The sequence below is a fragment of the Hominenteromicrobium mulieris genome (genome assembly GCF_046197855.1).
GTDB lineage: Bacteria > Bacillota > Clostridia > Oscillospirales > Acutalibacteraceae > Hominenteromicrobium > Hominenteromicrobium mulieris.
The window spans coordinates 597,508-620,131 of the sequence record NZ_CP173188.1 but is presented as its reverse complement, the minus strand read 5'-3'; the positions used below and the strand labels follow the sequence as shown (position 1 = coordinate 620,131).

The 22,624-nt window shown below is 53.8% G+C and carries 16 protein-coding genes and 1 pseudogene; all 17 read left to right on the top strand.

The genetic code is table 11. The features are described 5' to 3' along the window. Positions 1–2: 2 nt before the first annotated feature. The 17 genes and pseudogenes from ACI0CA_RS02960 to ACI0CA_RS02880 all read left to right on the top strand — a co-directional run bounded on the left by ACI0CA_RS02960 (position 3) and on the right by ACI0CA_RS02880 (position 22,568). Positions 3–443 (top strand): XF1762 family protein, encoded by a 441-nt coding sequence (locus ACI0CA_RS02960; protein ID WP_308132312.1) that lies wholly within the window; start codon positions 3–5, stop codon positions 441–443. A 13-nt stretch (positions 444–456) separates the two neighbouring features. Beyond that, positions 457–888: a PrgI family protein gene (locus tag ACI0CA_RS02955; protein WP_308132313.1), complete on the top strand. Its 432-nt coding sequence runs from the start codon at positions 457–459 to the stop codon at positions 886–888. Then, positions 809–3,214 carry a VirB4-like conjugal transfer ATPase, CD1110 family gene (locus tag ACI0CA_RS02950; RefSeq protein WP_308132314.1) on the top strand — a complete coding sequence of 802 codons (2,406 nt, stop codon included), beginning with the start codon at positions 809–811 and terminating at the stop codon, positions 3,212–3,214. Before ACI0CA_RS02955 ends, ACI0CA_RS02950 begins: the two co-directional genes overlap by 80 nt. Next, complete coding sequence (locus tag ACI0CA_RS02945) at positions 3,211–4,920, top strand: CD1108 family mobile element protein (RefSeq protein ID WP_308449341.1); 1,710 nt, start codon at positions 3,211–3,213, stop codon at positions 4,918–4,920. The genes ACI0CA_RS02950 and ACI0CA_RS02945 overlap by 4 nt, the downstream gene beginning before the upstream one ends. Before the next feature lie 15 nt (positions 4,921–4,935). After that, positions 4,936–5,175: a DUF4315 family protein gene (locus tag ACI0CA_RS02940; protein ID WP_007883194.1), complete on the top strand. Its 240-nt coding sequence runs from the start codon at positions 4,936–4,938 to the stop codon at positions 5,173–5,175. After that, positions 5,168–6,136 (top strand): CD1107 family mobile element protein, encoded by a 969-nt coding sequence (locus tag ACI0CA_RS02935; protein WP_395507182.1) that lies wholly within the window; start codon positions 5,168–5,170, stop codon positions 6,134–6,136. The genes ACI0CA_RS02940 and ACI0CA_RS02935 overlap by 8 nt, the downstream gene beginning before the upstream one ends. Continuing rightward, positions 6,133–6,321, top strand: a complete 189-nt coding sequence (locus tag ACI0CA_RS02930; RefSeq protein WP_212818632.1) for a hypothetical protein — start codon at positions 6,133–6,135, stop codon at positions 6,319–6,321. The genes ACI0CA_RS02935 and ACI0CA_RS02930 overlap by 4 nt, the downstream gene beginning before the upstream one ends. Then, positions 6,309–8,351: a DNA topoisomerase 3 gene (locus ACI0CA_RS02925; protein ID WP_395507183.1), complete on the top strand. Its 2,043-nt coding sequence runs from the start codon at positions 6,309–6,311 to the stop codon at positions 8,349–8,351. Before ACI0CA_RS02930 ends, ACI0CA_RS02925 begins: the two co-directional genes overlap by 13 nt. After that, a complete protein-coding gene (locus ACI0CA_RS02920; RefSeq protein WP_395507184.1) occupies positions 8,344–8,709 on the top strand; it encodes a cysteine-rich VLP domain-containing protein in 366 nt (121 codons plus the stop codon). Before ACI0CA_RS02925 ends, ACI0CA_RS02920 begins: the two co-directional genes overlap by 8 nt. Before the next feature lie 35 nt (positions 8,710–8,744). Further along, a complete protein-coding gene (locus ACI0CA_RS02915; RefSeq protein WP_446807050.1) occupies positions 8,745–8,882 on the top strand; it encodes a hypothetical protein in 138 nt (45 codons plus the stop codon). Then, positions 8,875–11,322 carry a YodL domain-containing protein gene (locus ACI0CA_RS02910; RefSeq protein ID WP_395507185.1) on the top strand — a complete coding sequence of 816 codons (2,448 nt, stop codon included), beginning with the start codon at positions 8,875–8,877 and terminating at the stop codon, positions 11,320–11,322. The genes ACI0CA_RS02915 and ACI0CA_RS02910 overlap by 8 nt, the downstream gene beginning before the upstream one ends. Position 11,323: 1 nt before the next feature. After that, the gene (locus tag ACI0CA_RS02905; RefSeq protein WP_055270739.1) at positions 11,324–11,554 is read left to right on the top strand and encodes a transposon-transfer assisting family protein; all 231 of its coding nucleotides are present in this window, start codon (positions 11,324–11,326) and stop codon (positions 11,552–11,554) included. A gap of 764 nt (positions 11,555–12,318) precedes the next feature. Then, a complete protein-coding gene (locus tag ACI0CA_RS02900; RefSeq protein WP_021633207.1) occupies positions 12,319–12,672 on the top strand; it encodes a TnpV protein in 354 nt (117 codons plus the stop codon). Positions 12,673–12,674: 2 nt separating this feature from the next. Continuing rightward, a pseudogene (locus ACI0CA_RS02895) lies at positions 12,675–19,490 on the top strand (SNF2-related protein); the annotation flags it as partial. Between the two features lie 68 nt (positions 19,491–19,558). Next, complete coding sequence (locus ACI0CA_RS02890) at positions 19,559–21,679, top strand: recombinase family protein (RefSeq protein ID WP_055173296.1); 2,121 nt, start codon at positions 19,559–19,561, stop codon at positions 21,677–21,679. Continuing rightward, entirely contained in the window at positions 21,637–21,975 is a 339-nt protein-coding gene (locus ACI0CA_RS02885; RefSeq protein ID WP_446807075.1) for a TnpV protein, read from the top strand. Before ACI0CA_RS02890 ends, ACI0CA_RS02885 begins: the two co-directional genes overlap by 43 nt. 173 nt (positions 21,976–22,148) lie before the next feature. Then, positions 22,149–22,568 (top strand): nuclear transport factor 2 family protein, encoded by a 420-nt coding sequence (locus ACI0CA_RS02880; protein WP_003864537.1) that lies wholly within the window; start codon positions 22,149–22,151, stop codon positions 22,566–22,568. Positions 22,569–22,624: the final 56 nt, after the last annotated feature.

The following is a 22,624-nucleotide window of genomic DNA, read 5'->3' as shown; positions in this document are numbered from 1 at the left end:
CCATGCTGACGCTCACGCCCGTTACCCTTGCAACAGCGAACGCATTTGTCAATGCGCATCACCGGCACCATAAGGCAACTGCGGGGCATAAGTTTTCCATCGGCTATGCCAAGGATGGAGAGCTTGTCGGCGTTGCAATCGTAGGCCGTCCGGTGAGCCGGTATCTGGATGATGGCTGGACATTGGAGGTCAATCGCCTTTGCACCACCGGTGAGAAGAACGCTTGCAGCATCCTTTATGCCGCATCCGCGCGGGCGGCAAAGGCAATGGGGTACCGCAAGATCATCACCTATACGCTGGATAGCGAGAGCGGCAGCAGCCTCCGTGCTGTTGGCTGGAGCTGTGCAGGATTAGCTGGTGGGAAATGCTGGACAGGCAGCCGCAAGCCAGCCTCCGCTTTGTACCCGGCGCAGATGAAACTTCGATATGAAAAGCTCTTGTAAAGGGGGGATTTCTATGGCCTATGTCAATGTCCCAAAGGACTTAACCAAAGTAAAGACCAAGGTGCTGTTCAATCTCACGAAACGGCAGCTCATTTGCTTCGGAAGCGGCTCGCTCATCGGCGTACCGCTTTTCTTCTTGCTCAAGGGCAGCATTGGCACCAGCCCCGCCGCAATGGTGATGATGGTGGTGATGATCCCGGCCATGCTGTTCGCCATGTATGAAAAGAACGGTCAGCCGCTGGAGGTCGTCATCCGCAACATCTACCGTGTGTGCTTCCAGCGGCCGAAGCAGCGCCCGTATAAGACCAACAATTTTTATGCCGTTCTGGAGCGGCAAAACCAGTTAGACCGGGAGGTGTATCAAATTGTCCGAAAAGAAAAAGCTGACCCGCGCCGAACGAAAACAGATCGAAGCCGCCATCGCAAGAGCGAACCGAACGGATAAGAAAGAAAAATCGGCGCAGGATAGCATCCCGTATCAGCGTATGTGGCCAGACGGCATCTGCCGTGTGACCGACACGCGCTACACCAAAACGATCCAGTATCAGGACATCAACTACCAGCTCTCGCAGAATGAGGACAAGACCGCCATCTTTGAGGCGTGGTGCGATTTCCTGAACTACTTTGACAGCTCCGTGCAATTCCAGCTTTCCTTTGTGAACCTCTCGGCTTCGCAGGAAACCTTTGCGCGGAGCATTTCCATTCCGCCCTGCGGGGACGAGTTTGACGGCATCCGCGCCGAGTACGCCGGTATGCTGCAAAATCAGCTTGCCCGCGGCAACAACGGCCTCATTAAGACCAAGTATCTCACATTCGGCATTGAGGCCGACAACCTCCGCGCCGCCAAGCCCCGTTTGGAGCGCATCGAAACCGACCTCCTGAACAACTTCAAGCGGCTGGGCGTTGTAGCTGCGCCGCTGAACGGCTTTGAGCGCCTGCACGTCATGCACGACATTCTGCGGATGGATGAGCAGGAGCCGTTCCGCTTTTCGTGGGACTGGCTGGCTTCCTCCGGGCTGTCCACCAAGGATTTTATCGCGCCCAGCTCCTTTGAGTTCAAGACCGGCAGGATGTTCCGCATGGGCAAAAAGCTGGGCGCGATCAGCTTCGTGCAGATTCTCGCACCGGAGCTGAATGACCGGATGCTGGCGGACTTTCTGGATATGGAGAGCAGCGTCCTTGTCAATCTCCATGTGCAGTCTGTGGATCAGGTCAACGCCATCAAGACCGTCAAGCGCAAGATCACCGATCTGGACAAATCCAAAATCGAAGAACAGAAAAAAGCCGTCCGCGCCGGGTACGACATGGACATTATCCCGTCCGACCTTGCCACCTACGGCGCAGAGGCTAAGAAGCTGTTGCAGGATTTGCAGTCCCGCAACGAGCGAATGTTCCTGCTGACCTTTCTCATTCTCAACACGGCGGACACGCCACGGCAGCTTGACAACAACGTCTTCCAGACCTCCAGCATTGCGCAGAAGTATAACTGCGCGCTGACCCGGCTGGACTTCCAGCAGGAGGAAGGACTGATGAGCAGTCTTCCGCTGGGGCTGAATCAGATCGAGATTCAGCGGGGCTTGACCACCTCCAGCGTGGCGATTTTTGTGCCTTTCACCACACAGGAATTGTTTCAGACTGGCTCCGAGGCGCTGTATTACGGCATCAACGCCCTGTCCAACAACCTTATCATGGTAGACCGGAAACTGTTGAAAAATCCCAACGGCCTGATTTTAGGCACTCCCGGCAGCGGCAAGTCATTTTCGGCAAAACGTGAGATCACCAATGCGTTTCTTATCTGCCCCAAGGATGACATCATCATCTGTGACCCGGAGGGCGAATATACGCCGCTGGTGGAGCGTCTGCACGGTCAGGTCATCAAGCTGTCGCCCACCGGCAAGGGCTACGACGGTTCGCCCTGCTATATCAATCCCATGGACTTGAATCTGGATTACAGCGACGATGATAACCCGCTGAGCCTGAAATCCGACTTCATTTTGTCTCTGTGCGAGCTGATCGTCGGCGGCAAGGACGGGCTTGCCCCTGTGGAAAAGACCATCATCGACCGCTGTGTGCGCATCGTCTACCGGGATTACCTCAACGCCCCGAAGCCGGAGAATATGCCGTTGCTGGAGGACTTGTATAACGCCCTCCGTGCGCAGGATGAAAAGGAAGCGCAGTACATCGCCACTGCTTTGGAAATCTACGTCACCGGTTCTCTGAATGTGTTCAACCATCACACGAATGTGGATGTGAATAGCCGCATCGTCTGCTACGACATCAAGGAGCTGGGCAAGCAGCTCAAGAAAATCGGGATGCTGGTGGTGCAGGATCAGGTCTGGAACCGTGTGACCATCAACCGCGCTGCCCACAAAACGACCCGCTACTATCTTGACGAGTTCCATCTTCTCTTGAAAGAGGAACAGACGGCTTCGTACAGTGTCGAAATCTGGAAGCGCTATCGCAAATGGGGCGGCATCCCCACCGGGATCACGCAAAATGTCAAAGACCTGTTGTCCAGCCGGGAGGTTGAGAACATCTTTGAGAACAGCGATTTCATCTATATGCTCAATCAGGCCGCTGGCGACCGGCAGATTCTCGCAAAGCAGCTCAACATTTCGCCGCATCAGCTTTCTTATGTGACCCACTCCGGCGAGGGCGAGGGGCTGCTGTTCTACGGCAACACGATCCTGCCCTTCATTGACCACTTCCCGAAGGACACCGAGCTGTACCGCGTCATGACCACCAAACCGCAAGAGGTGGCGTCGGCATGAAAAGAGAACCGCGTTTACAGTTTTCCGACGCCGATCTTGCCGAGCCGAAGCTGGAAAAGCCCATCAAGCAGGTGAAAAAAGCAGCGGCCAAGGCGGATAAGGCGCAGGCCAAAATTCCCAAGAAAACCGTGGTCAAAAAGGAACGCGGCTTTGATCCTGCCACCGGCAAGGTAAAAACGCAGCTCCGGTTTGAGGAAGTGGACAAGAAAAAGCCGCCCTCCAAGCTGACCCATGCCGTGCGGGATGCCCCTGCCAACTTTGTTCTCTCTCAGGTTCACCGGGAGGTGGCGCAGAGCGAGGATGACAATGTGGGCGTAGAGGCTGCGCACAAGGTTGAGCAAACCGTGGAGAGCGGCGGGCGGCTGGTACAGTCTGCCCACCGCGCCCATCAGCTCAAGCCTTATCGCGCCGCCATCCGTGCGGAGAAAAAACTGGAGCGAGCCAACATTGACGCGCTCCAGAAGAAAGCAGAGATCGACCGCCCCACCAGCAATCCCGTTTCCAAATGGCAGCAGAAGCAGGCCATTAAGAAGCAGTATGCCGCTGCCAAGCACAATCAGGCGGCGCAGACTACGGCAAAGGCGGCAGAGAATACCGCCAAGGCCGCGAAAAAAGCCGCTGAAAAGGCTGAGAAAGCTGGCAAATATGTGTGGGAGCACCGGCGCGGCTTTGCCATTGCCGCCGCGATTCTGCTGATGCTGGCGTTTCTGCTCAACGGTCTGTCCTCCTGCTCGGTGCTGATGGATGGCGTCGGCTCCGGGATCGCGGCCAGCACCTATCCATCGCAGGATGCCGATATGCTGGGCGCGGAAGCGCAGTATTGCGCGATGGAAGCAGAGCTTCAGCGCTACCTCGACACCTACGAAAGCACCCATGACTACGATGAGTACCACTTTGATCTGGACACCATTGAGCATGACCCCTATGTACTCATTTCCATTATCACGGCGCTGCATCAAGGGGAATGGACACTGGATGAGGTGCATGGTACGCTCCAAATGCTCTTTGACCGCCAGTATATTTTGACCGAGGATGTGGTGGTGGAAACCCGCTACCGCACAGAAACCGACACATGGACGGACGCGGACGGCAACACCCACACGGACACCTATCAGGTGCCGTATGACTACTACATCTGCACGGTCACGCTGGAAAACTTCAACCTCTCTCATGTTCCCGTCTACATTATGAGCGAGGAACAGTTCGGAATGTACGCCACCTATATGGCCACCCTCGGCAACCGCCCCGACCTGTTTCCCGGTTCAGGCTACATCGGCAAGTATGTGGAGGGCAGCTATACCGACTACGACATTCCCCCGGAGGCGCTGGACGATGAGGTGTTTGCCGCCATCATCAAGGAAGCGGAAAAGTATCTCGGCTACCCCTATGTTTGGGGCGGCAGCAGCCCCTCCACCTCGTTTGACTGTTCGGGCTTCGTCAGTTGGGTCATCAATCATTCCGGTTGGGATGTGGGCAGGCTGGGCGCGCAGGGACTTTGCAATATCTGTACGCCCGTATCCTCTGCCAACGTCAAGCCGGGCGATCTGGTGTTTTTCACCGGAACCTATGATACCCCCGGCGTCAGCCATGTGGGTATCTATGTCGGCAACAATATGATGATCCACTGCGGAGATCCGATCTCTTATGCAAACCTAAATTCAAGCTATTGGCAGTCCCATTTCTACCGCTATGGGCGCTTGCCGTAAAGGAGAGTGAACGATATGAACCCGAAAATTATGAAGCTCCGTGGAGAGCTGGAGAAGAACAAAGGCAAAATCTCTGATCTGCAAGGCCGCAACCGCGAGCTGGAAAAGCAGATTCGTGAGCTGGAGGACACCGACATCATCGGCATGGTGCGTGAGAACGGCATGACGATGGAGCAGTTTGCCGAGCTGTTCCGCCGTATGCAGGCCGCGCCTGCACCGGCCACTTCGGAAAAGGAGGCGTTGAACCATGACTAAGAACACACCACGCATTTTTATCAGTCTGCTGCTGATGCTCCTGTGCATCGGGATTCTCCCCGTTTCCGCCTTTGCCAGCGGCGGTGATTATCCTGATGATGCGCCGCCTGCCGCCGAAAGCAGCGCCGCAGACGCACAGGAAGCGAAACAGATCGGCACGGTCACGACCAACGGCGGCAACCTGAATGTCCGCACCGGCGCGGGACTGGACAACACCGCATTTACGCAACTTCCCAACGGCACGGTGGTCGATGTGATCGGCAGGGACGGCGATTGGGTGAAAATCCTGCTGCCCGCCCGTGTGGGCTACGTCTACGGCAGCTATCTGACCGTCACCGACGCTGCCGACAGCACCGTGAGCATCGGCGGCATGACGGGCGGCAGCGACGCGCTGACACCGGACGGCAATTTGACGCTGATCGACGATATTGGCACCAGCACCAAGGCAGGAAAACAGTTCATTACGCTGGAAAGCAAGAACGGCAATACATTTTACCTGATTATTGACCGTGACGATGAGGGCGAAGAAACCGTCCACTTCTTGAATCAGGTGGATGAGGCTGACCTGATGGCGCTGACCGGCGAGGAAGAAACGCCCGCCACTTGCTCCTGCACCACCAAATGCGTGGCCGGTGCGGTCAATACATCCTGCCCCGTCTGCGCGGTCAACATGACCGAGTGCGTGGGCAAGGAGGCAAAGCCAGAAGTCCCCACTGAGCCGACAGAACCCGCCGCCGAGGAACCGGAGAAAAAGAGCGGCATGGGCGGCATCCTCGTCGTCCTGCTGATCGTCTCGCTGGGCGGCGGTGCAGCGTTCTACATCTTCAAGCAGAAAAAGGCCAAGCCGCAGACCAAGGGCAGCGCCGATCTGGACGATTATGATTACGGCGAGGACGAATACGAGTTTGAGCCGTATGAGGACGAACCGGAACAGGATACTACGGAGGATACGAACGTATGAGATATTTCACCAATAATCCGCTGGAACGCCTGATGATGCAGAAGCCGAAAGCAGTGCGGGAGGACAGCCCTCCCGACGCTGCCAAGGAACACTTCTGCTACGGCTGCAAGCGCTTCGGACAGAGCTGCGTTCGCCCCTGCTACCGTGACGTAAAGAGAATGGAGGCTGCACCATGCGCCTTGTGATCGCCGAAAAACCCTCCGTGGCGCAGAGCATCGCCGCCGTGCTGGGTGCAAAATCCCGGCATGACGGGTATCTGGAGGGCAGCGGTTATATCGTGTCGTGGTGCTTTGGGCATCTGGCAGAACTGGCCGACGCCGCCGTTTACAATGCCGATGATGCCAAATGGACGCTGGCGGCGCTGCCCATCATTCCTACCTCGTTCCGCTTCATCGTCCGCTCTGAAAAGCAGAAGCAGTTTGACATTCTGCGGGAGCTGATGCGCCGGGAGGATGTGGCAGAGGTGGTCAACGCCTGCGACGCTGGGCGCGAGGGTGAGCTGATCTTCCGCACGGTTTACTGCCTTGCGGGATGCTCCAAGCCGATTCTGCGGCTTTGGATTTCTTCAATGGAGGATGATGCCATCCGCAGCGGCTTCCAGCAGCTTAAGTCTGGGCGCGACTATGACGGCCTGCATCAATCCGCCCTCTGCCGCGCCAAGGCCGATTGGCTGGTTGGTATCAACGCCACGCGGTATTTCTCCCTGACGTATGGCCGCACATTGAACATTGGGCGCGTCATGTCGCCCACGCTGGCGCTGCTGGTACAGCGCGAGGCGGAGATCTCCGCATTTGCGGCAGAACCGTTCTACACCGTTCAGCTCGATTGCGGCTTTCCCGCCACGACAGACCGAATGAAGGACAGAAAGGATGCCGACGCCATCGCCAATACCTGCAAGGGCAAGACGGCAACGGTCAAAAGCGTAGAACGCAAGGAAAAGTCCGAGAAAGCCCCCGCGCTCTATGACCTGACCTCCCTCCAGCGCGACGCCAACCGTGTTCTCGGCTACACCTCCCAGCAGACCCTCGACTATCTCCAAGCGCTCTATGAAAAGAAGTTCTGCACCTACCCGCGCACCGACAGCCGCTTCCTGACCGACGATATGGAGGGCAGCGTCCCCGGACTTGTCGCCGCCGCTGCCGCTGTCTGCGGCACGAAGAAGCCGCCGACCATCTGCGCCAAGCAGGTATGCAGCAGTAAAAAAGTCACCGATCACCACGCCATTGTTCCCACCATCAGCGCGGAAAAGGTAGATATGGCCTCTCTGCCGCTGGGCGAACGCGAGGTGCTGAAGCTGGCGGCAAGGGGCTTGCTTCGTGCGGTGGATGAACCACATCGCTACGCAGAAACGGTCACTACGGTGGACTGTGCCGGTCAGAGCTTCACCGCCAAGGGCAAAACCGTCCTTGCTCCCGGCTGGAAGCGCTATGAGCAGGAGCAGGCAGAGGCAGCGCCCGCGCTGCCGGTGGTAACGGAGAATCAGACGCTTTCCGTATCTGCCGCATCGGTCAAGACCGGAAAAACCACGCCGCCCAAGCATTTCACCGAGGATACGCTGCTGGCCGCGATGGAAAACGCGAGCAAGGAGGATATGCCAGATGATGCCGAGCGCAAGGGCATTGGCACCCCGGCGACCCGTTCCGGTATCATTGAAAAGCTGGTGTCCTCCGGTTTTGTGGAGCGCAGGAAGTCCAAGAAGATCACAAATCTGCTGCCCACCTCTACCGGCACGGCGCTTATCACCGTTCTGCCCGAACAGCTCCAGTCTCCGCAGCTCACCGCTGAATGGGAACACCGCCTGAAAGAGATTGAGCGCGGCGAAATCGCCCCGGACAGCTTCATGGATGGGATCGCTGCCATGCTACATGAGCTGGTGCAGACCTACAAACCCATCCCCGGTACGGAAGTCCTGTTCCCCTCCGGGCGTGAGGTAGTCGGCAAGTGTCCCCGCTGCGGAGCCGAGGTGACGGAATCACCGAAAGGCTTTTTCTGTGAGAACCGTGCCTGTTCCTTTGTTCTCTGGAAAAACAGCCGCTTTTTCACCGCCAAGAAAAAGGTGCTGACAAAATCCCTTGCCGCTGCGCTTTTGAAAAATGGCCGCGCCCCGCTGAAAGGCTGCTACTCCGAAAAGACCGGGAAAACCTATGATGCCAGCGTTCTTCTGGAGGACGATGGACAGCGCACGGGCTATAAGATGGTGTTCGACAATGGCTGATGCGCCGCGTATGGATCACAAGCAGCTCCGCCGCTCCAAAAAGCTCATTCGGAAGCTCTGCTGTAATTATGATCACGGCAACTGCCTCGCGCTGGATGATGGAGAGCCTTGCGTCTGCGTACAGGGTATTTCCTACTCGCTGCTGTGCAACTGGTTCCGAAACGCGGTGCTTCCCGCCGACCATGAGCTGCTGGCCGACGTGATGCGGGAAAGGCCGGGAAAGCGCTGCGCCGTCTGCGGTAAGCCGGTCTATTCTTCCTCCAACCGCGCCAAGTATTGCCCGGTCTGCGCCAAGCAGGAGCGCCGAAAGCAGGACGCCAAACGGAAGCGTGAACAATACTGGAACCTCCGCAAATAGAGGCCGAAAAAGCCCCATGCTGCAAGGCTTTTTCCATGCGGAATCCCAAGGGGCTGAGACATTCTATCCGCAAGCCCGAAAACAACATCTATCTGCGGAGAATTGCCCCTGTGCAGGATGTGTTTTCTTCTGCGCAGGGGCGCTATTTTTTGAAAGGAGATCATCATGGCTGAAAAGCAAACCAACAAAGACCGGATGCGGGAAATCGTTGACAGCATCGAAAACGGCATCAAGGAGCTGTTCGAGAGCGATAAGTACCGGAAGTACCTTGCCACCATGAGCCGCTTTCACCGCTACTCGGTCAACAACACCATGCTCATCTATATGCAGCGCCCCGACGCCACCCATGTGGCGGGCTTCAACAAGTGGCGCGATCAGTTCGGCAGGAACGTCCTGAAAGGCGAAAAAGGTATCCGCATCATCGCTCCTACTCCCTATAAGAAAAAGGTCGAGGAAATCAAGACCGACCCGGAAACCAATGCGCCGGTGCTGGATGCGGATGGCAAGGCCATCATTGAGGAAAAGGAAATCCGAATCCCTATGTTCAAGGTGGTATCCGTCTTTGATGTGTCACAGACTGCGGGAAAGCCCTTGCCCCAGCTTGCCGCTGATCTGAGCGGCAATGTGCAGCAGTATGAGGTTTTCATGGAGGCGCTGCGCCGCGCTTCTCCCGTTCCGATAGAGATAAAGCCCGTTGCGCATGACACAGATGGCTTTTTCAGCATTAAGGCGCAGAGCATCACCATCCGCGCCGGTATGAGTGAGGTGCAGACGGTATGCGCCGCCGTCCATGAGATTGCTCACGCCAAGCTCCACGACTATGAACACATGACAGAGCTTGCGGACGATGGTGAAACGATCCTTGTCCCCGGAGAAAAGAGTCGCAACACCGAGGAGGTCGAGGCCGAAAGCATCTCCTATGCGGTCTGCCAGTATTACGGCATTGAAACGGGAGAAAACAGCTTCGGCTATATCGCCACATGGTCAAAGGGCAAGGAGCTGAAAGAGCTTCGCGCCAGTCTGGAAACCATCAACAAGACGGCTTCCGAGCTGATTACGGACATTGACCGGCATTTTGCGGAGATTTGCAGGGAGCGCGGCATTTCTGTGGAGAAATCCGAGCAAGCGGAAAGCCAATTAAAAGAGAACAGCAATATGTCTGCGGCTGACTTGGCAAAAAGCATTTCAGAGCTGTATCTCGATGCGAATGGCCTTGCCTTTCTCAGCGAATTTGCAAGTCAGGAAGATTGCCTCCAGCATTTCTACGAAGATCTGTTGACAGGAGCAGATGAGATAAAAGGCTTCCTGTCCGAAACACTTGAGCAGAGCGATGAATACGCGCACAGAGCGAATGAGCTGCTGTTGGAAGTTGAGGCATTTCAGAAAAGTCACACTTCCTTAAAGGAACTCGACGCTAATGAGCGTTGGTATGCGGTTGATGGTGGGAGCAAGCATCTTCGCATAACAGAAGATGGTGCAAAATATGCCTATGAACTTTACGACAAGGACACTCTACACCTTCTGGAAAGCGGAACAGTACATGACGATGATGTAAACTTTCTTTTGGCGGCTGCGATTCGTATCTGCGAAACACATGGCTATGATAAGACCGTGCCGTTTGAAGTTTTGTCAAACAAGTTTGCAGGGATTTTGTACTCACTCGAATTGTCATCGGACGACAATCAGGTTGTTCACGAGGAGGCCGGTTCTCGTGCCGCAGGCACACTTCCAACTTCGCCAGAGCTGGAACAGGCCACCCCGATGCCCGACCCCACGCTGACGGTGGACGATATGCGCAGCTATGGGTATCTGGACGGCGATATGCTCCCGCTTTCCAAAGACCGGGCGCTGGAGCTGCTGGAGCATGACATCACGGTTTATATGCTCCATCCCGACAACGCCGAAGAAATGGTTTTTGAGGCCGAGGACATCATCAAGCATGACGGAATGTTCGGGATCACACAACCGGATTGGGATGCGGTCAAAGGCCATATCCCGCCCCGTGATGTGGAACAGCGCTTTTTGAACAGCCCCACCGATTCTATGGCGATCTATCAACTGCGCCGGGATGCGCCGGTCGAGCTGCGTTTTGCCAATCTCGGCAGTTTGGCCGCGCCGCCTGACCCTGCCAACTATGAAGCCATCTATACCCGCGAGGTGTACCCGGACGATGATACCGGCAGAATCCTTGAAAACTTCTACTACATTTTCAACGACGAGCGCCCCGGCGATTTTGTGGGACACAGCCTCTCCGTCAGCGACATCGTTGCGCTGAAACAGGACGGCAAGGTATCCTATCACTACTGTGACAGCATGGGATTTCAGGAGCTGCCCGCCTTTCAGAAACCGGAGAATTACCTGAAAGCCGCCGAAATGTCGATGGAGGATGATTACGGCATGATCGACGGCATTATCAACAACGGCCCCAAACAGCCCACCGTCGCCGACCTTGAAGCACAGGTCAAGGCCGGTATGTCCATCTCCCTGATGGATTTGGCAGAGGCGGCACACCGGGAAAAGAAAAAGTCTGTGCTGGAGCAGCTCAAAAGCCAACCGACCCAAGAACGTCCACACAAAACAGCGCCCAAAAAGAGCGCGGAAAAGGAGCTTTGATATGAACATCACCTTTGAAGAACGCCAGCTTATGAGCCTCTACAACACCGGTACCCGCACGGGCTTGATCGCGGCGCTGGAGGAAATGCGCGGCTACCTCGCTGCGGATGAAACGGAGCTGCGGGAGCTGACGGACAGCGCCATCGCAAAGCTGCGCAGGATGAGCGACGCAGAATATGACGCGCTCGACCTGTTCCCCGATTTTGAAAAGGAGGATATGGATGCCGAGTAAAGTACAGCTCTATGCGCAGATGGCAGACCGCACGGCGGAGCAGATCACGGGAAGCTACCAGAAGTGGACGGCATTTCTGACCACCGCCGCAAGGCTGTATAAGTACCCCTACAATGAACAGCTCATGATTTTCGCCCAGCGCCCGGAAGCCACGGCCTGCGCGGAATACGATCTTTGGAATAAGCAGATGCGCCGCTATGTGCGGCGAGGCAGCAAGGGCATCGCCCTTGTGGATACCAGCAGCGACCAACCCAAACTCCGATATGTATTCGATGTTTCCGATACCAGCGGCGGCGAGAACTCTCGCCGCCCTTATCTTTGGGAATACCGGCAGGAGCATCGTGAGGTGGTATCTGCGGCGCTGGAACAGCGCTTCGACGTTTCCGGTGAAAACGGACTTGCCGATCAGATGGAGCGTGTGGCGGCGCAGCTTGTAGATGAATACTGGCACGACAACTGGCGCGATATTGTCGGCATCGTTGACGGTTCCTTTTTGGAGGACTATGATGAGTTCAACATCGGAGCCGCTTTTCGGAACGCCGCCGTTGTCAGCACCACCTATGCGCTGCTGTCCCGCTGCGGGATGCAGCCGGGAGATTACTTCGAGCATGAGGATTTTCTGAATGTCTTTGATTTCAATACCCCGCAGACCGTCGCCGCTCTTGGAACGGCCATCAGCCAGTCCAGCGAGCTGGTGCTGCGGCAGATCGAAGTCACCATCAAGAATTATGAGCGCGAGAAAATCGCGGAAAGGAGCGAAAGCCATGAGCGAACTGACCTACACCCGCAGCGGGGATTATCTGATTCCCGACCTGAGCCTGACAGAGCAGCCGCAAGCCCCGCTGGGCAAGTACGGCAGGATGCGGAAGGATTACCTGAAGGAGCATCGTCCGGTGCTGTGGAACAGCCTGCTGCTGTCCGAGAAGCTGTACCCCCATCTGCGGGAGATCGACGAGGCAGCGAACAACCGGCTGGAACAGATGATGCCGGAGCTGATGAAGTCGGCAGGCGTGACGGAAGCGCTGAAAGCCAGCGACCCGATGAAGTGGGTAGGGCTGATGAACACGCTGAAAGCGCAGGCCGAGGAAACGATCCTCACGGAACTGGTGTTCAGCTAAATATGTTCGATGCCCCTGCTGGGGCGCAGATGTCCTTCTTCCCCTCAGAGGCAGAACAAATTCAATCCATCGCAGAAGCGGAGAGTGTAACACCCTCCGCTTTTTCTATGTTCATTTCTCAGGATGATATTGACCACATCCTGCGCGCGGGCGGTAATGCGGATGCAGCGCGGATGAAAATTGCTGCGGAATTCTCCAAGCAAAAACCTTTAGAGGATTGCGCGGCATTTCTGAAAGCTCTTTACTACGGCGGCAACGGCCTGATTACGGATAACGGCAGGCTTTCCGCATGGTACGGGGACGATGGTATCCATATTGCAACCGGAGATACCTCTCGCTATCTTCGCTCTGCACAAGTGATAGGCTGGGCAGATGCGGCGGAGCGTATTGAGGAACTTCTGGACGGCGGCACATTTGCCACCAATCTTGAAGTCACAGAAGCCCCGCGCTATGAGCGGCTGGGTATTGCTGTGGATGTCTGGAATCTTTATCACGATTTCTCGGATGAAGCAAAATCGCTGGGGTATCTGTCCTGCTTGGGCAATATCCATAGCACCAGCTTTCCAGAGGAAACGGAGCGCCTGACGGATGATCTGCTGAATCCGGAGTTTCGGGAAAGGCTTCTGGCAGAACACAGAGTATTTCTTGACGCATACCGTGAGAACCGGGAGCTTCTGCGTTTCCATTTCCACCGTCCGCAGGCGCTTCTTACACGTATGGAAGATCTGTCATTGCCGCGCAAAGAATATCACTCCGATATGGCGGCTGTTCCGAAGACGGGCCGGTTTATCACTGAAGATGAAATTGCGGCTTCTCTTGCAAATGGAAGCGGCTTTGAGGGTGGAAAGACCCGCATCCATGAGTTTTTCCAGACTCCGCACACGACAAAAGAGAGCGCTGATTTTCTGAAAAAGGAATACGGCATCGGAGGACGCACCCATGCTGTATCCAGAGAAAGCGGCAGCTATGAAGATCACGGCAGCAAAGGCATTGTGCTGAAAAAGAACGGCTGTGCAGACATTCAGATGAATTGGAACAAGGTCGCTTCGCGCATCTCGGAGCTGGTTCGGTTGAACCGCTACCTTACGCCGGATGAGCAGGCAGCCTATGACAAGGAAATGGCGCAGGACGCCATGCGGAACGCGGTTTATAACGACTATAACGACGTAAAGGCGGCGCACCCCGATGAAATTGTGCTGTATCAGGTTGGGGACTTCTTCGAGCTGTATGGCGAGGATGCGCGGGCAGTTGCAGATGATCTCAGCCTTGAGCTGACGCGCCGCAATTTGGAGGGAGTAGGCCGTGTTACCATGTGCGGCTTCCCTGCAAAGGATTTGGAGAAATACGTTGAAAAGCTGCGGGAAAAGCATGATGTAACAATTTCGCGCATTGGCGATTCCAGCCATGAACACACGGCATATACGCTTCCGTCCATCGACCACGAGGCAGAACAGGCCATCAATGCCTATGAAGCGGAGTTCGGCGCGGATGGGACGCGGGTGTTCCGCGACCACGCCGCCGAGCTGCCACCACAGCCTACCGTGCGAGAGCTGTTTGACGGGTACAAGCTGACCGTCGGCAACTCGCTTTCCAAAGATACGGCTTTTGTCAATGCCTGCCGCAATTCAGACCGCCAGAACGCTTATCTGGAGGGCGCGGACGCTATCCGTCGTATTGTCACGGCATCTGATGATCTCCAGCTTGTCCGCCTGTACTTTGATATGCCCGCGTTCCATAACCGGCTGCATCAGGAGCTTTTGGAGGAACTGTATCCCACGCTGGCAGCGACGGTCGCACCCTCTCCCTATCAGATCACACAGGAGGACATTGACAACGCGCTTCTGGATTGGCACAACAACCTAAAGGGCAAGCAGGAAGTCGCACTATATATGCAGGCGCATGGGCGAGAACGCAGCACCGCCGCATGGCTGGCTACAAAATATGGCTGGGAAGATAGCAAAACTCCCATGTATATCCATGTAGGAAACGCCGAGCCGGTGACGCTCACATGGGCGCAGGTACAGCGGCGGTTGGCACAGCTCATCCGCGAGAATAAATTTTACGATGAGAATGAGCGACTGCGGTTATTTTCACCTGACCGATACTCCATTCGTCTGCATCCCGGCGAGGGCGGAATTACCGGCATTTGGGATGAGGTGTTGGAACGGTTCTGCGGAGATGGGGAACAAACGCTCCGCTTTGCAGAACAGAATAACGCCATTGCTTACTTGGATGGCATCAAACGGGATATGGGAATTGAGCTATCCCCTCCGGCGTTTACAACACCGCTTGGCTATACTTATCATATTGGAGATCGCATTTCATCCATAGAGTTAGACCACATAGCAGCAGTCGGCGTTATCGCGCGTGTAGATGAAGATCACGTCTGGCACACGTTACCGAACGTACCCGGACAGGAACCTGTCAGCATCGACCGCAATTCCTTTGAACGCTACCTCGACACCAGATATTTCGAGGTTTCTGAACCGGAGCCGCAGCGCGTCATTGCGGCGCAGCACACAGAACAGCCAACCCCGGAGACGCCGCAAGCGGTTCAAAACCTTATGGGGCAGCGCGTGGAAATTGATGGTAAGCTCTATAATGTTGATTCCGCAGATGAAACTATCGCGCATCTCAGCGTCGTTTCATCCTCCAGCGAGAGCAATCACGATCCGGAACACAGAACCGAACCGGTTTCTGCTGTCCTCACACGAATTGCAGATCAGGGTCGTGAGCTTGCGCCGAATATTTCGGCATATCAGGCGCTTCGTGCAGAGCATCCCGAAAAGCTCATCGGTGTCCGTGTCGGAGAACGGCTGCTTTTTTATGACGCGGATGCAGAACGCGCCGCCAGCGCTTTGAATCGCCGCCTGCTGCAACGCGATATTCCCGGTATGGGCGAAACCGCTGTGACCGGCTATGATTTTGGACAATGGGCAAGCGCCGCAAAGCGGCTGCTGGAGCATGGACACAGTTTCGTGTTTGCGCAGCCAAATGAAACCGACGGCTATGATGTTTTCAACGAGGCCGATGCCAAGGAGTATATCCCCATTGGCATGGAGCTGGAGATTGACGGACGGAAGTTTGTCATTGACAGCGTAAATTTCAGCACGGATGAAGTATCTCTGCGCGATGTGACTTTTCAAAACAGGCAGGGCTTTCCCATCTTCCGCGCTGAACACATTGCGTTTATACGCTCGTTTGTTGAAGAGCAGGAACGGGAGCAGCCGCAGCCTGTCACCAAACCCGTCGCGTTCTATCCTGCCGAGAAAACGCACTTGCCCTACGACATAGAAATCCAAACGCTGCACATCCCGGAACCGGAGCATGACCCGCCCTCTGCGGAACCCGCCGAGCCTGAACCGCCCGCCATGAGCGATGAAGAAAGGCTGATTCTGGAGCAGGAAGGGCGCGCGGCACTCTCGGAAATGGGCGAGTTTGTGCCTGATTTTGATGATGCCATCTCTCAGGCTGAGATCGACGAGCCTCCCGCACACCGTCCTGCGGTATCTATTCCCGTTGACGGCGAGTGGCAGGGCTTTCCCAGCATTGCCGCTGCGGAGCAGGCCGCTTACGCTGACTTCAAGGCGGCAAGCCACCGCGACGCGCAGAATTTTCACATCACTGATGATGCCCTCGGCGTCGGCGGCGCAAAAGCAAAGTTTCGGGCAAATATGGCGGCGATCCACCTCCTGCAAGAGCTGGAGTTTGAGGGCTTACAGGCCAGCCCGGAGCAGCAGGAAATCCTCTCCCGCTATGTGGGCTGGGGCGGTCTTGCGGATGCCTTCGACGAGAATAAGCCAAACTGGTCGGACGAGTTTGCAGAGCTGTACGCCACACTCTCCCCGGAGGAATACGCTGCGGCCAGAGCGTCCACGCTGAACGCCCACTACACCAGCCCTACCGTCATCAAGGCGATCTATGAAGCGGTCGGCAATATGGGCTTCCAGAGCGGTAACATTCTGGAGCCGTCTATGGGCGTTGGCAACTTTTTTGGCCTGCTGCCGGAGCAGATGCAGGGCAGCAAGCTCTACGGTGTGGAGCTGGACAGCATCACCGGACGTATTGCCAAGCAGCTTTATCCCAAGGCGGACATTACCATCGCGGGCTTTGAAACAACGGACAGAAAAGACTTTTACGACCTCGCCGTGGGCAACGTCCCGTTCGGACAATATCAGGTAGATGACCGGGCTTATAACAAGCTCGGTTTTTCCATTCACGACTACTTCTTTGCCAAAACCCTCGACCAAGTGCGTCCGGGCGGCGTGATCGCGTTTGTGACCTCCCGCTACACGATGGACAAGCAATCACCCGAAGTCCGCAGGTACATCGCGCAGCGGGCGGAGCTGCTGGGTGCCATTCGTCTGCCCAACAATGCGTTCCGCGCCAACGCCGGTACGGATGTGGTTTCGGACATTCTCTTTCTCCAAAAGCGTGACCGTCCCATTGAGATCGAACCGGATTGGGTACACCTCGGTCAGAACGAGGATGGCTTTGCCATCAACCGCTATTTTGTTGACCACCCGGAGATGATCCTCGGCAGGCAGGCCTCTGAAAGCACCCAATACGGCAAGCAGGATTTTACCGTTGTCCCCATTGAGGGGCTGGCACTTGCAGATCAGCTCCATGATGCCGTGAAAAACATTCGCGGCACCTATCAGGAGGCGGAACTGCCAGAGCTGGGCGAGGGCGAACAGATCGACACGTCCATCCCCGCAGACCCCAATGTGAAAAACTACTCCTACACCGTGGTGGACGGCGAGGTGTACTACCGGGAAAACAGCCGCATGGTCAAACCGGAGCTGAACGCCACCGCCGCCGAGCGTGTCAAGGGCATGGTCGCGCTGCGGGATTGCGTGAATGAGCTGATTGCCCTGCAAATGGACGAGTACAGCGCAGAAAGCCGGATTCAGGAAGCGCAGACCGAGCTAAACCGCCTCTATGATGCGTTCTCCGCAAAACATGGCCTAATCAATGACCGTGCGAACCGTCTTGCGTTCTCTGACGATTCCTCTTACTACCTCCTGTGTTCGCTGGAAGTGCTGGATGACGACGGAAAGCTGGAGCGCAAGGCGGATATGTTCCACAAGCGCACTATCAAGCAGCAGCGCAGCGTAGATTCTGTGGATACCGCCAGCGAAGCCCTTGCTGTCTGCATCGGAGAAAAAGCCTGTGTCGATCTCGACTTCATGGCCTCCCTCATGGGCGGCAGCGAGAAAATCCCGCAGATCGTTGAGGATTTGAAGGGTGTCATTTACAAGGAACCCAACAGCGGCCCGTTTGACTTGGAGGACGGCGGCGAGCATTGGGCGAAGGGCTGGCAAACGGCGGACGAATATCTCTCTGGCAACGTCCGGCAGAAGCTTCGCACCGCGCAGCGTGTGGCAGCGCGCGACCCATTCTTCGCTGGGAATGTGGACGCCCTGATTGCTGCCCAGCCGAAAGACCTTGAAGCCAGTGAGATTGAGGTGCGGCTGGGTGCGACATGGTTTGATAAGAAGTACATCGAGCAATTCATGTACGAAACCTTTGAAACGCCCCGCTATCTGCGCGGACAGATCGAGATCAGCTATGTCCCGTACACCGCAGAATGGCAGGTTTCCCGCAAGAGCATGGTGCGCTACAACGACGTGGCGGCATTCACCACCTACGGCACAGACCGCGCCAGCGCCTATCGGCTGCTGGAGGATGCACTGAACCTCCGCGACATTCGCATCTACGATACCATTGAGGATGCAGACGGACGGGAGCGCCGTGTCCTCAACGCCAAGGAAACCACCCTTGCCGCGCAGAAGCAGCAGCTTATCCGGGATGCGTTCAAGGACTGGATTTGGAAAGACCCGGAGCGGCGCGAAACGCTGGTACGGCAATACAACGAGGAAATGAACAGCACTCGTCCCCGCGAGTATGACGGCAGCCACATCGTTTTCTCTGGGATGAACCCGGAAATCACCCTCCGAGAGCATCAGAAAAACGCCATCGCCCATGTGCTGTACGGCGGGAATACGCTGCTGGCACACGAAGTTGGCGCGGGAAAAACCTTTGAAATGGTAGCCTCTGCGATGGAATCTAAGAGGTTGGGACTGTGCCAGAAATCCATTTTTGTCGTGCCGAACCATCTGACGGAACAGTGGGCATCCGAGTTTCTGCGGCTCTACCCTTCGGCCAACATCCTTGTCACTACCAAGAAGGACTTTGAAACCCACAACCGCAAGAAATTCTGCGCCCGTATCGCCACCGGCGACTATGACGCCGTTATCATCGGCCACAGCCAGTTTGAGCGTATCCCCATCAGTCCGGAGCAGCAGGAACGGCTCCTTCACCAGCAGATTGAGGAAATCACCGATGGTATTCAGGATACCAAGCTCGCAGGCGGCAACAGCTTCACCATCAAGAGTTTGGAGCGCACGAAAAAGGGACTGGAGGCACGGCTGAAAAAGCTGCAAGCCAGCGACCGCAAGGATGATGTGATTTACTTTGAACAACTTGGCGTAGACCGGATGTTTGTGGACGAGTCGGACAATTATAAAAATCTTTTCCTCTATACGAAGATGCGCAATGTGGCAGGGCTTTCCACCACCGATGCGCAGAAATCCTCGGATATGTTCTCCAAGTGCCGCTACATGGATGAGCTGACCGGCGGGCGCGGCGTGGTATTTGCCACCGGCACCCCGGTTTCCAACTCCATGACGGAGCTTTACACCATCCAGCGCTATTTGCAGCATGACCGGCTGCGAGAGATGGGTATGGGCCACTTCGATTGCTGGGCAAGCCGCTTTGGTGAAACCACCACCGCGCTGGAGCTTGCCCCGGAGGGCTATACTTTAATAGGACGATAAAATTAACTGTCCTAAATTGAAAATACATAAGGAAGGAGGTTAAGAGAATGTCAAGGACTTCAAAGATTACAGCACTTTATGAGAGATTATCAAGAGATGATGACCTGAATGGCGAGAGTAATTCCATTACCAATCAGAAAAAATACCTCGAAGATTATGCCCGTAGAAATGGCTTTGAGAACATCCGCCATTTTACTGACGATGGTTTTTCGGGTGTAAATTTCAATCGCCCAGGCTTTCAGTCTTTGATAAAAGAAGTTGAAGCAGGCAATGTCGGAACATTGATTGTTAAGGATATGAGCCGATTAGGGCGAAACTATCTGCAAGTCGGATTTTATACGGAAATTCTGTTTCCGCAGAAAGATGTCCGTTTTCTTGCAATCAACAACAGCATTGACAGCAACAATGCTTCGGATAATGATTTTGCTCCGTTTTTGAATATTATGAACGAATTTTATGCCAAAGACACGAGCAATAAAATCAAGGCTGTATTTGATGCCCGAATGAAAGACGGAAAGCGTTGTAGCGGTTCAATCCCTTATGGATATAACCGATTGCCGAGCGATAAGCAGACGCTTGTTGTTGACCCTGTGGCTTCTGAGGTGGTAAAGCGTATCTTTCTGCTTGCCAATGAGGGCAAAAGTCCACGAGCCATAGCGGAAATACTGACCGAAGAAAAGGTTTTAATTCCTGCCGCATATGCAAAGGAATATCACCCAGAACAGTACAACGGGATTAAGTTTGCAGACCCTTATATTTGGGGCATATCTGCCATTAGAACGATTTTAAGCAGGCAGGAATATCTTGGACATACTGTTTTGAGAAAGTCGGTCAGCACCAATTTTAAATTGCATAAGAGAAAGACTACCGATGAAGATGAGCAGTATGTGTTTTATAACACCCACGAGCCTATCATATCGCAGGAACTTTGGGACAGCGTTCAGAAGCGAAAGAAACGAGTGAACAGAGCTGCGGCAAGAGGTACACATACCAACCGATTAAGCGGTTATCTGTACTGTGCCGACTGTGGCAGGAGAATGACTTTGCAAACGCATTATAGCAAGAAAGACGGTTCTGTTCAGTATTCTTACCGTTGCGGCGGGTATGCAAGCAGGGTTAATTCCTGTACTTCCCATACGATTAGTGCTGATAATGTTGAAGCCTTGATATTATCGGCAGTTAAACGCTTTTCAAGATTTGTTCTGAATGATGAAAAAGCCTTTGCTTTGGAACTGCAATCCCTTTGGAAAGATAAGCAAGAGGAAAAGCCGAAGCACAATCAATCGGAGTTGAAACGCTGTCAGAAACGCTATGACGAACTCTCTACGCTCATTCGTGGCTTGTATGAAAATCTTATATCGGGATTGCTACCCGAAAGGCAATACAAGCAACTGATGAAGCAGTATGACGATGAACAGGCTGAATTGGAAGCGAAAATGGAAACGATGAAAAAGGAACTTTCTGAAGAAAAAGACAGCACTATGGATATTCAGCATTTTATATCGCTGATACGCAAGTACAAAAATCCTACGGAAGTTTCTGATTTGATGTTTACCGAACTCATTGACAAGATTGTGGTGTATGAAGCCGAGGGTGTGGGAAAAGCAAAGACACAAAAGGTTGATATTTACTTCAATTATGTCGGACAGGTCGATATTGCCTACACCGAGGAAGAACTTGCCGAGATAAAAGAGCAGGAAGAACAGGAAGAAAAGAAGCGATTGGAGAAACAGCGTCAGCGTGAAAAAGCCTATCGAGAGAAGCGAAAGGCAAAAAAACTTGCTGAAAACGGTGGCGAAATCGTCAAAACAAAGGTATGTCCTCATTGTGGGAAAGAGTTTACCCCTACAAGCAACCGACAGATTTTCTGTTCAAAGGATTGCTGCTATCAGGCAAGGCAGGATAAGACAAAAGCCGATAGAGAAGCGGAAAAAGGAAGTCATTATTATCGTCAGCGTGTATGTGCTGTGTGTGGCAGTACTTACTGGCCTACACACAGTCAGCAGAAATTCTGTTCCGAGGAATGTAAAAAGGTAAATCACAATAAGAAAACCTTGGAGTTTTACTACAAGAAGCAAAAGGAGAAAGAACTATGCAAAGATTTATTACAGACGAAAGAACAGGTATCCGATACGAACTCATCGGAGATTACTATTATCCCTGCCTGACAGTAGAGAAAAGTCCTCCCCTTTCAAAATATGGTCGATTGCGGCAACGATATTTGAGGGAACATAAGCGTGTGCTATATTTTAATCTGCTGACAAGCGGAAAGTTATATGAACACCTTGCCGAAATTGATACTTCGGCTCGTGATATGGCGGAATATCTGATAAAGGAAATGGCAAAGAAGCAGGGTGTAACGGAAGAACTGAAAGCAACGGATATGATGAGATGGATAGGATTGATGAATAACATTCGAACCTGTGCCGATGAGATTGTATTGAATGATATTGTGTATTCCTAACGGATACCAACCGAAGAAGAACTGCTGTCAAACCGATGGCAGTTTTTCTTTTTCGGCAAGTATTCAAGAAGTCATTAAGTCGTGAGTATAATCGAAGTGGTAGAAAAATTCGTAAAGATGTGGTACAATACTTTTGCTTGTGAGCGACAAATCGGAAGTTATGGAGGTACTTTATGAACGAGAGAGAAAAAATTATCCGATTATGGTTTGATATGTGGATTAAGAAAGCAGATTTAGGAATTGACAATATTTTTACAGATGATGTTGTATATACTGAGAGTTGGAGTCCTAAATATGAAAACCGCAAAACGGTAAAGCACTGGTTTGACGAATGGAATACACGCGGAAGTGTTCTTGTCTGGGAGATTAAGCAATTTTTTCATCAAGGCAATCAAACAATCGTGGAGTGGTATTTTAAAAGCAAAATGAATAATGGAAATGTTGAAGAATTTGACGGAATATCTTTAATTGTATGGACACAGGATAACAAAATAAAATCATTAAAAGAGTTTGGTTGCAATCTTCATAATTACAATCCATATCGAGATAGTGATATTCCCGTATTTCGAGAAGAAAAAGCAAATTGGTTTTGAGAGGACTATAAATTCCAGTTTGCCAGTATCTTAGACAGAATATGAACAACGAAAAA

Coding starts and splice junctions, on each gene's coding strand:
- ACI0CA_RS02945 (WP_308449341.1), top strand. CDS start 3,211: ATGAAAAGAGAACCGCGTTTACAGTTTTCCGACGCCGATCTTGCCGAG.
- ACI0CA_RS02910 (WP_395507185.1), top strand. CDS start 8,875: ATGGCTGAAAAGCAAACCAACAAAGACCGGATGCGGGAAATCGTTGAC.
- ACI0CA_RS02930 (WP_212818632.1), top strand. CDS start 6,133: ATGAGATATTTCACCAATAATCCGCTGGAACGCCTGATGATGCAGAAG.
- ACI0CA_RS02940 (WP_007883194.1), top strand. CDS start 4,936: ATGAACCCGAAAATTATGAAGCTCCGTGGAGAGCTGGAGAAGAACAAA.
- ACI0CA_RS02900 (WP_021633207.1), top strand. CDS start 12,319: ATGAGCGAACTGACCTACACCCGCAGCGGGGATTATCTGATTCCCGAC.
- ACI0CA_RS02925 (WP_395507183.1), top strand. CDS start 6,309: ATGCGCCTTGTGATCGCCGAAAAACCCTCCGTGGCGCAGAGCATCGCC.
- ACI0CA_RS02920 (WP_395507184.1), top strand. CDS start 8,344: ATGGCTGATGCGCCGCGTATGGATCACAAGCAGCTCCGCCGCTCCAAA.
- ACI0CA_RS02960 (WP_308132312.1), top strand. CDS start 3: ATGCTGACGCTCACGCCCGTTACCCTTGCAACAGCGAACGCATTTGTC.
- ACI0CA_RS02915 (WP_446807050.1), top strand. CDS start 8,745: ATGCGGAATCCCAAGGGGCTGAGACATTCTATCCGCAAGCCCGAAAAC.
- ACI0CA_RS02890 (WP_055173296.1), top strand. CDS start 19,559: ATGTCAAGGACTTCAAAGATTACAGCACTTTATGAGAGATTATCAAGA.
- ACI0CA_RS02905 (WP_055270739.1), top strand. CDS start 11,324: ATGAACATCACCTTTGAAGAACGCCAGCTTATGAGCCTCTACAACACC.
- ACI0CA_RS02935 (WP_395507182.1), top strand. CDS start 5,168: ATGACTAAGAACACACCACGCATTTTTATCAGTCTGCTGCTGATGCTC.
- ACI0CA_RS02955 (WP_308132313.1), top strand. CDS start 457: ATGGCCTATGTCAATGTCCCAAAGGACTTAACCAAAGTAAAGACCAAG.
- ACI0CA_RS02880 (WP_003864537.1), top strand. CDS start 22,149: ATGAACGAGAGAGAAAAAATTATCCGATTATGGTTTGATATGTGGATT.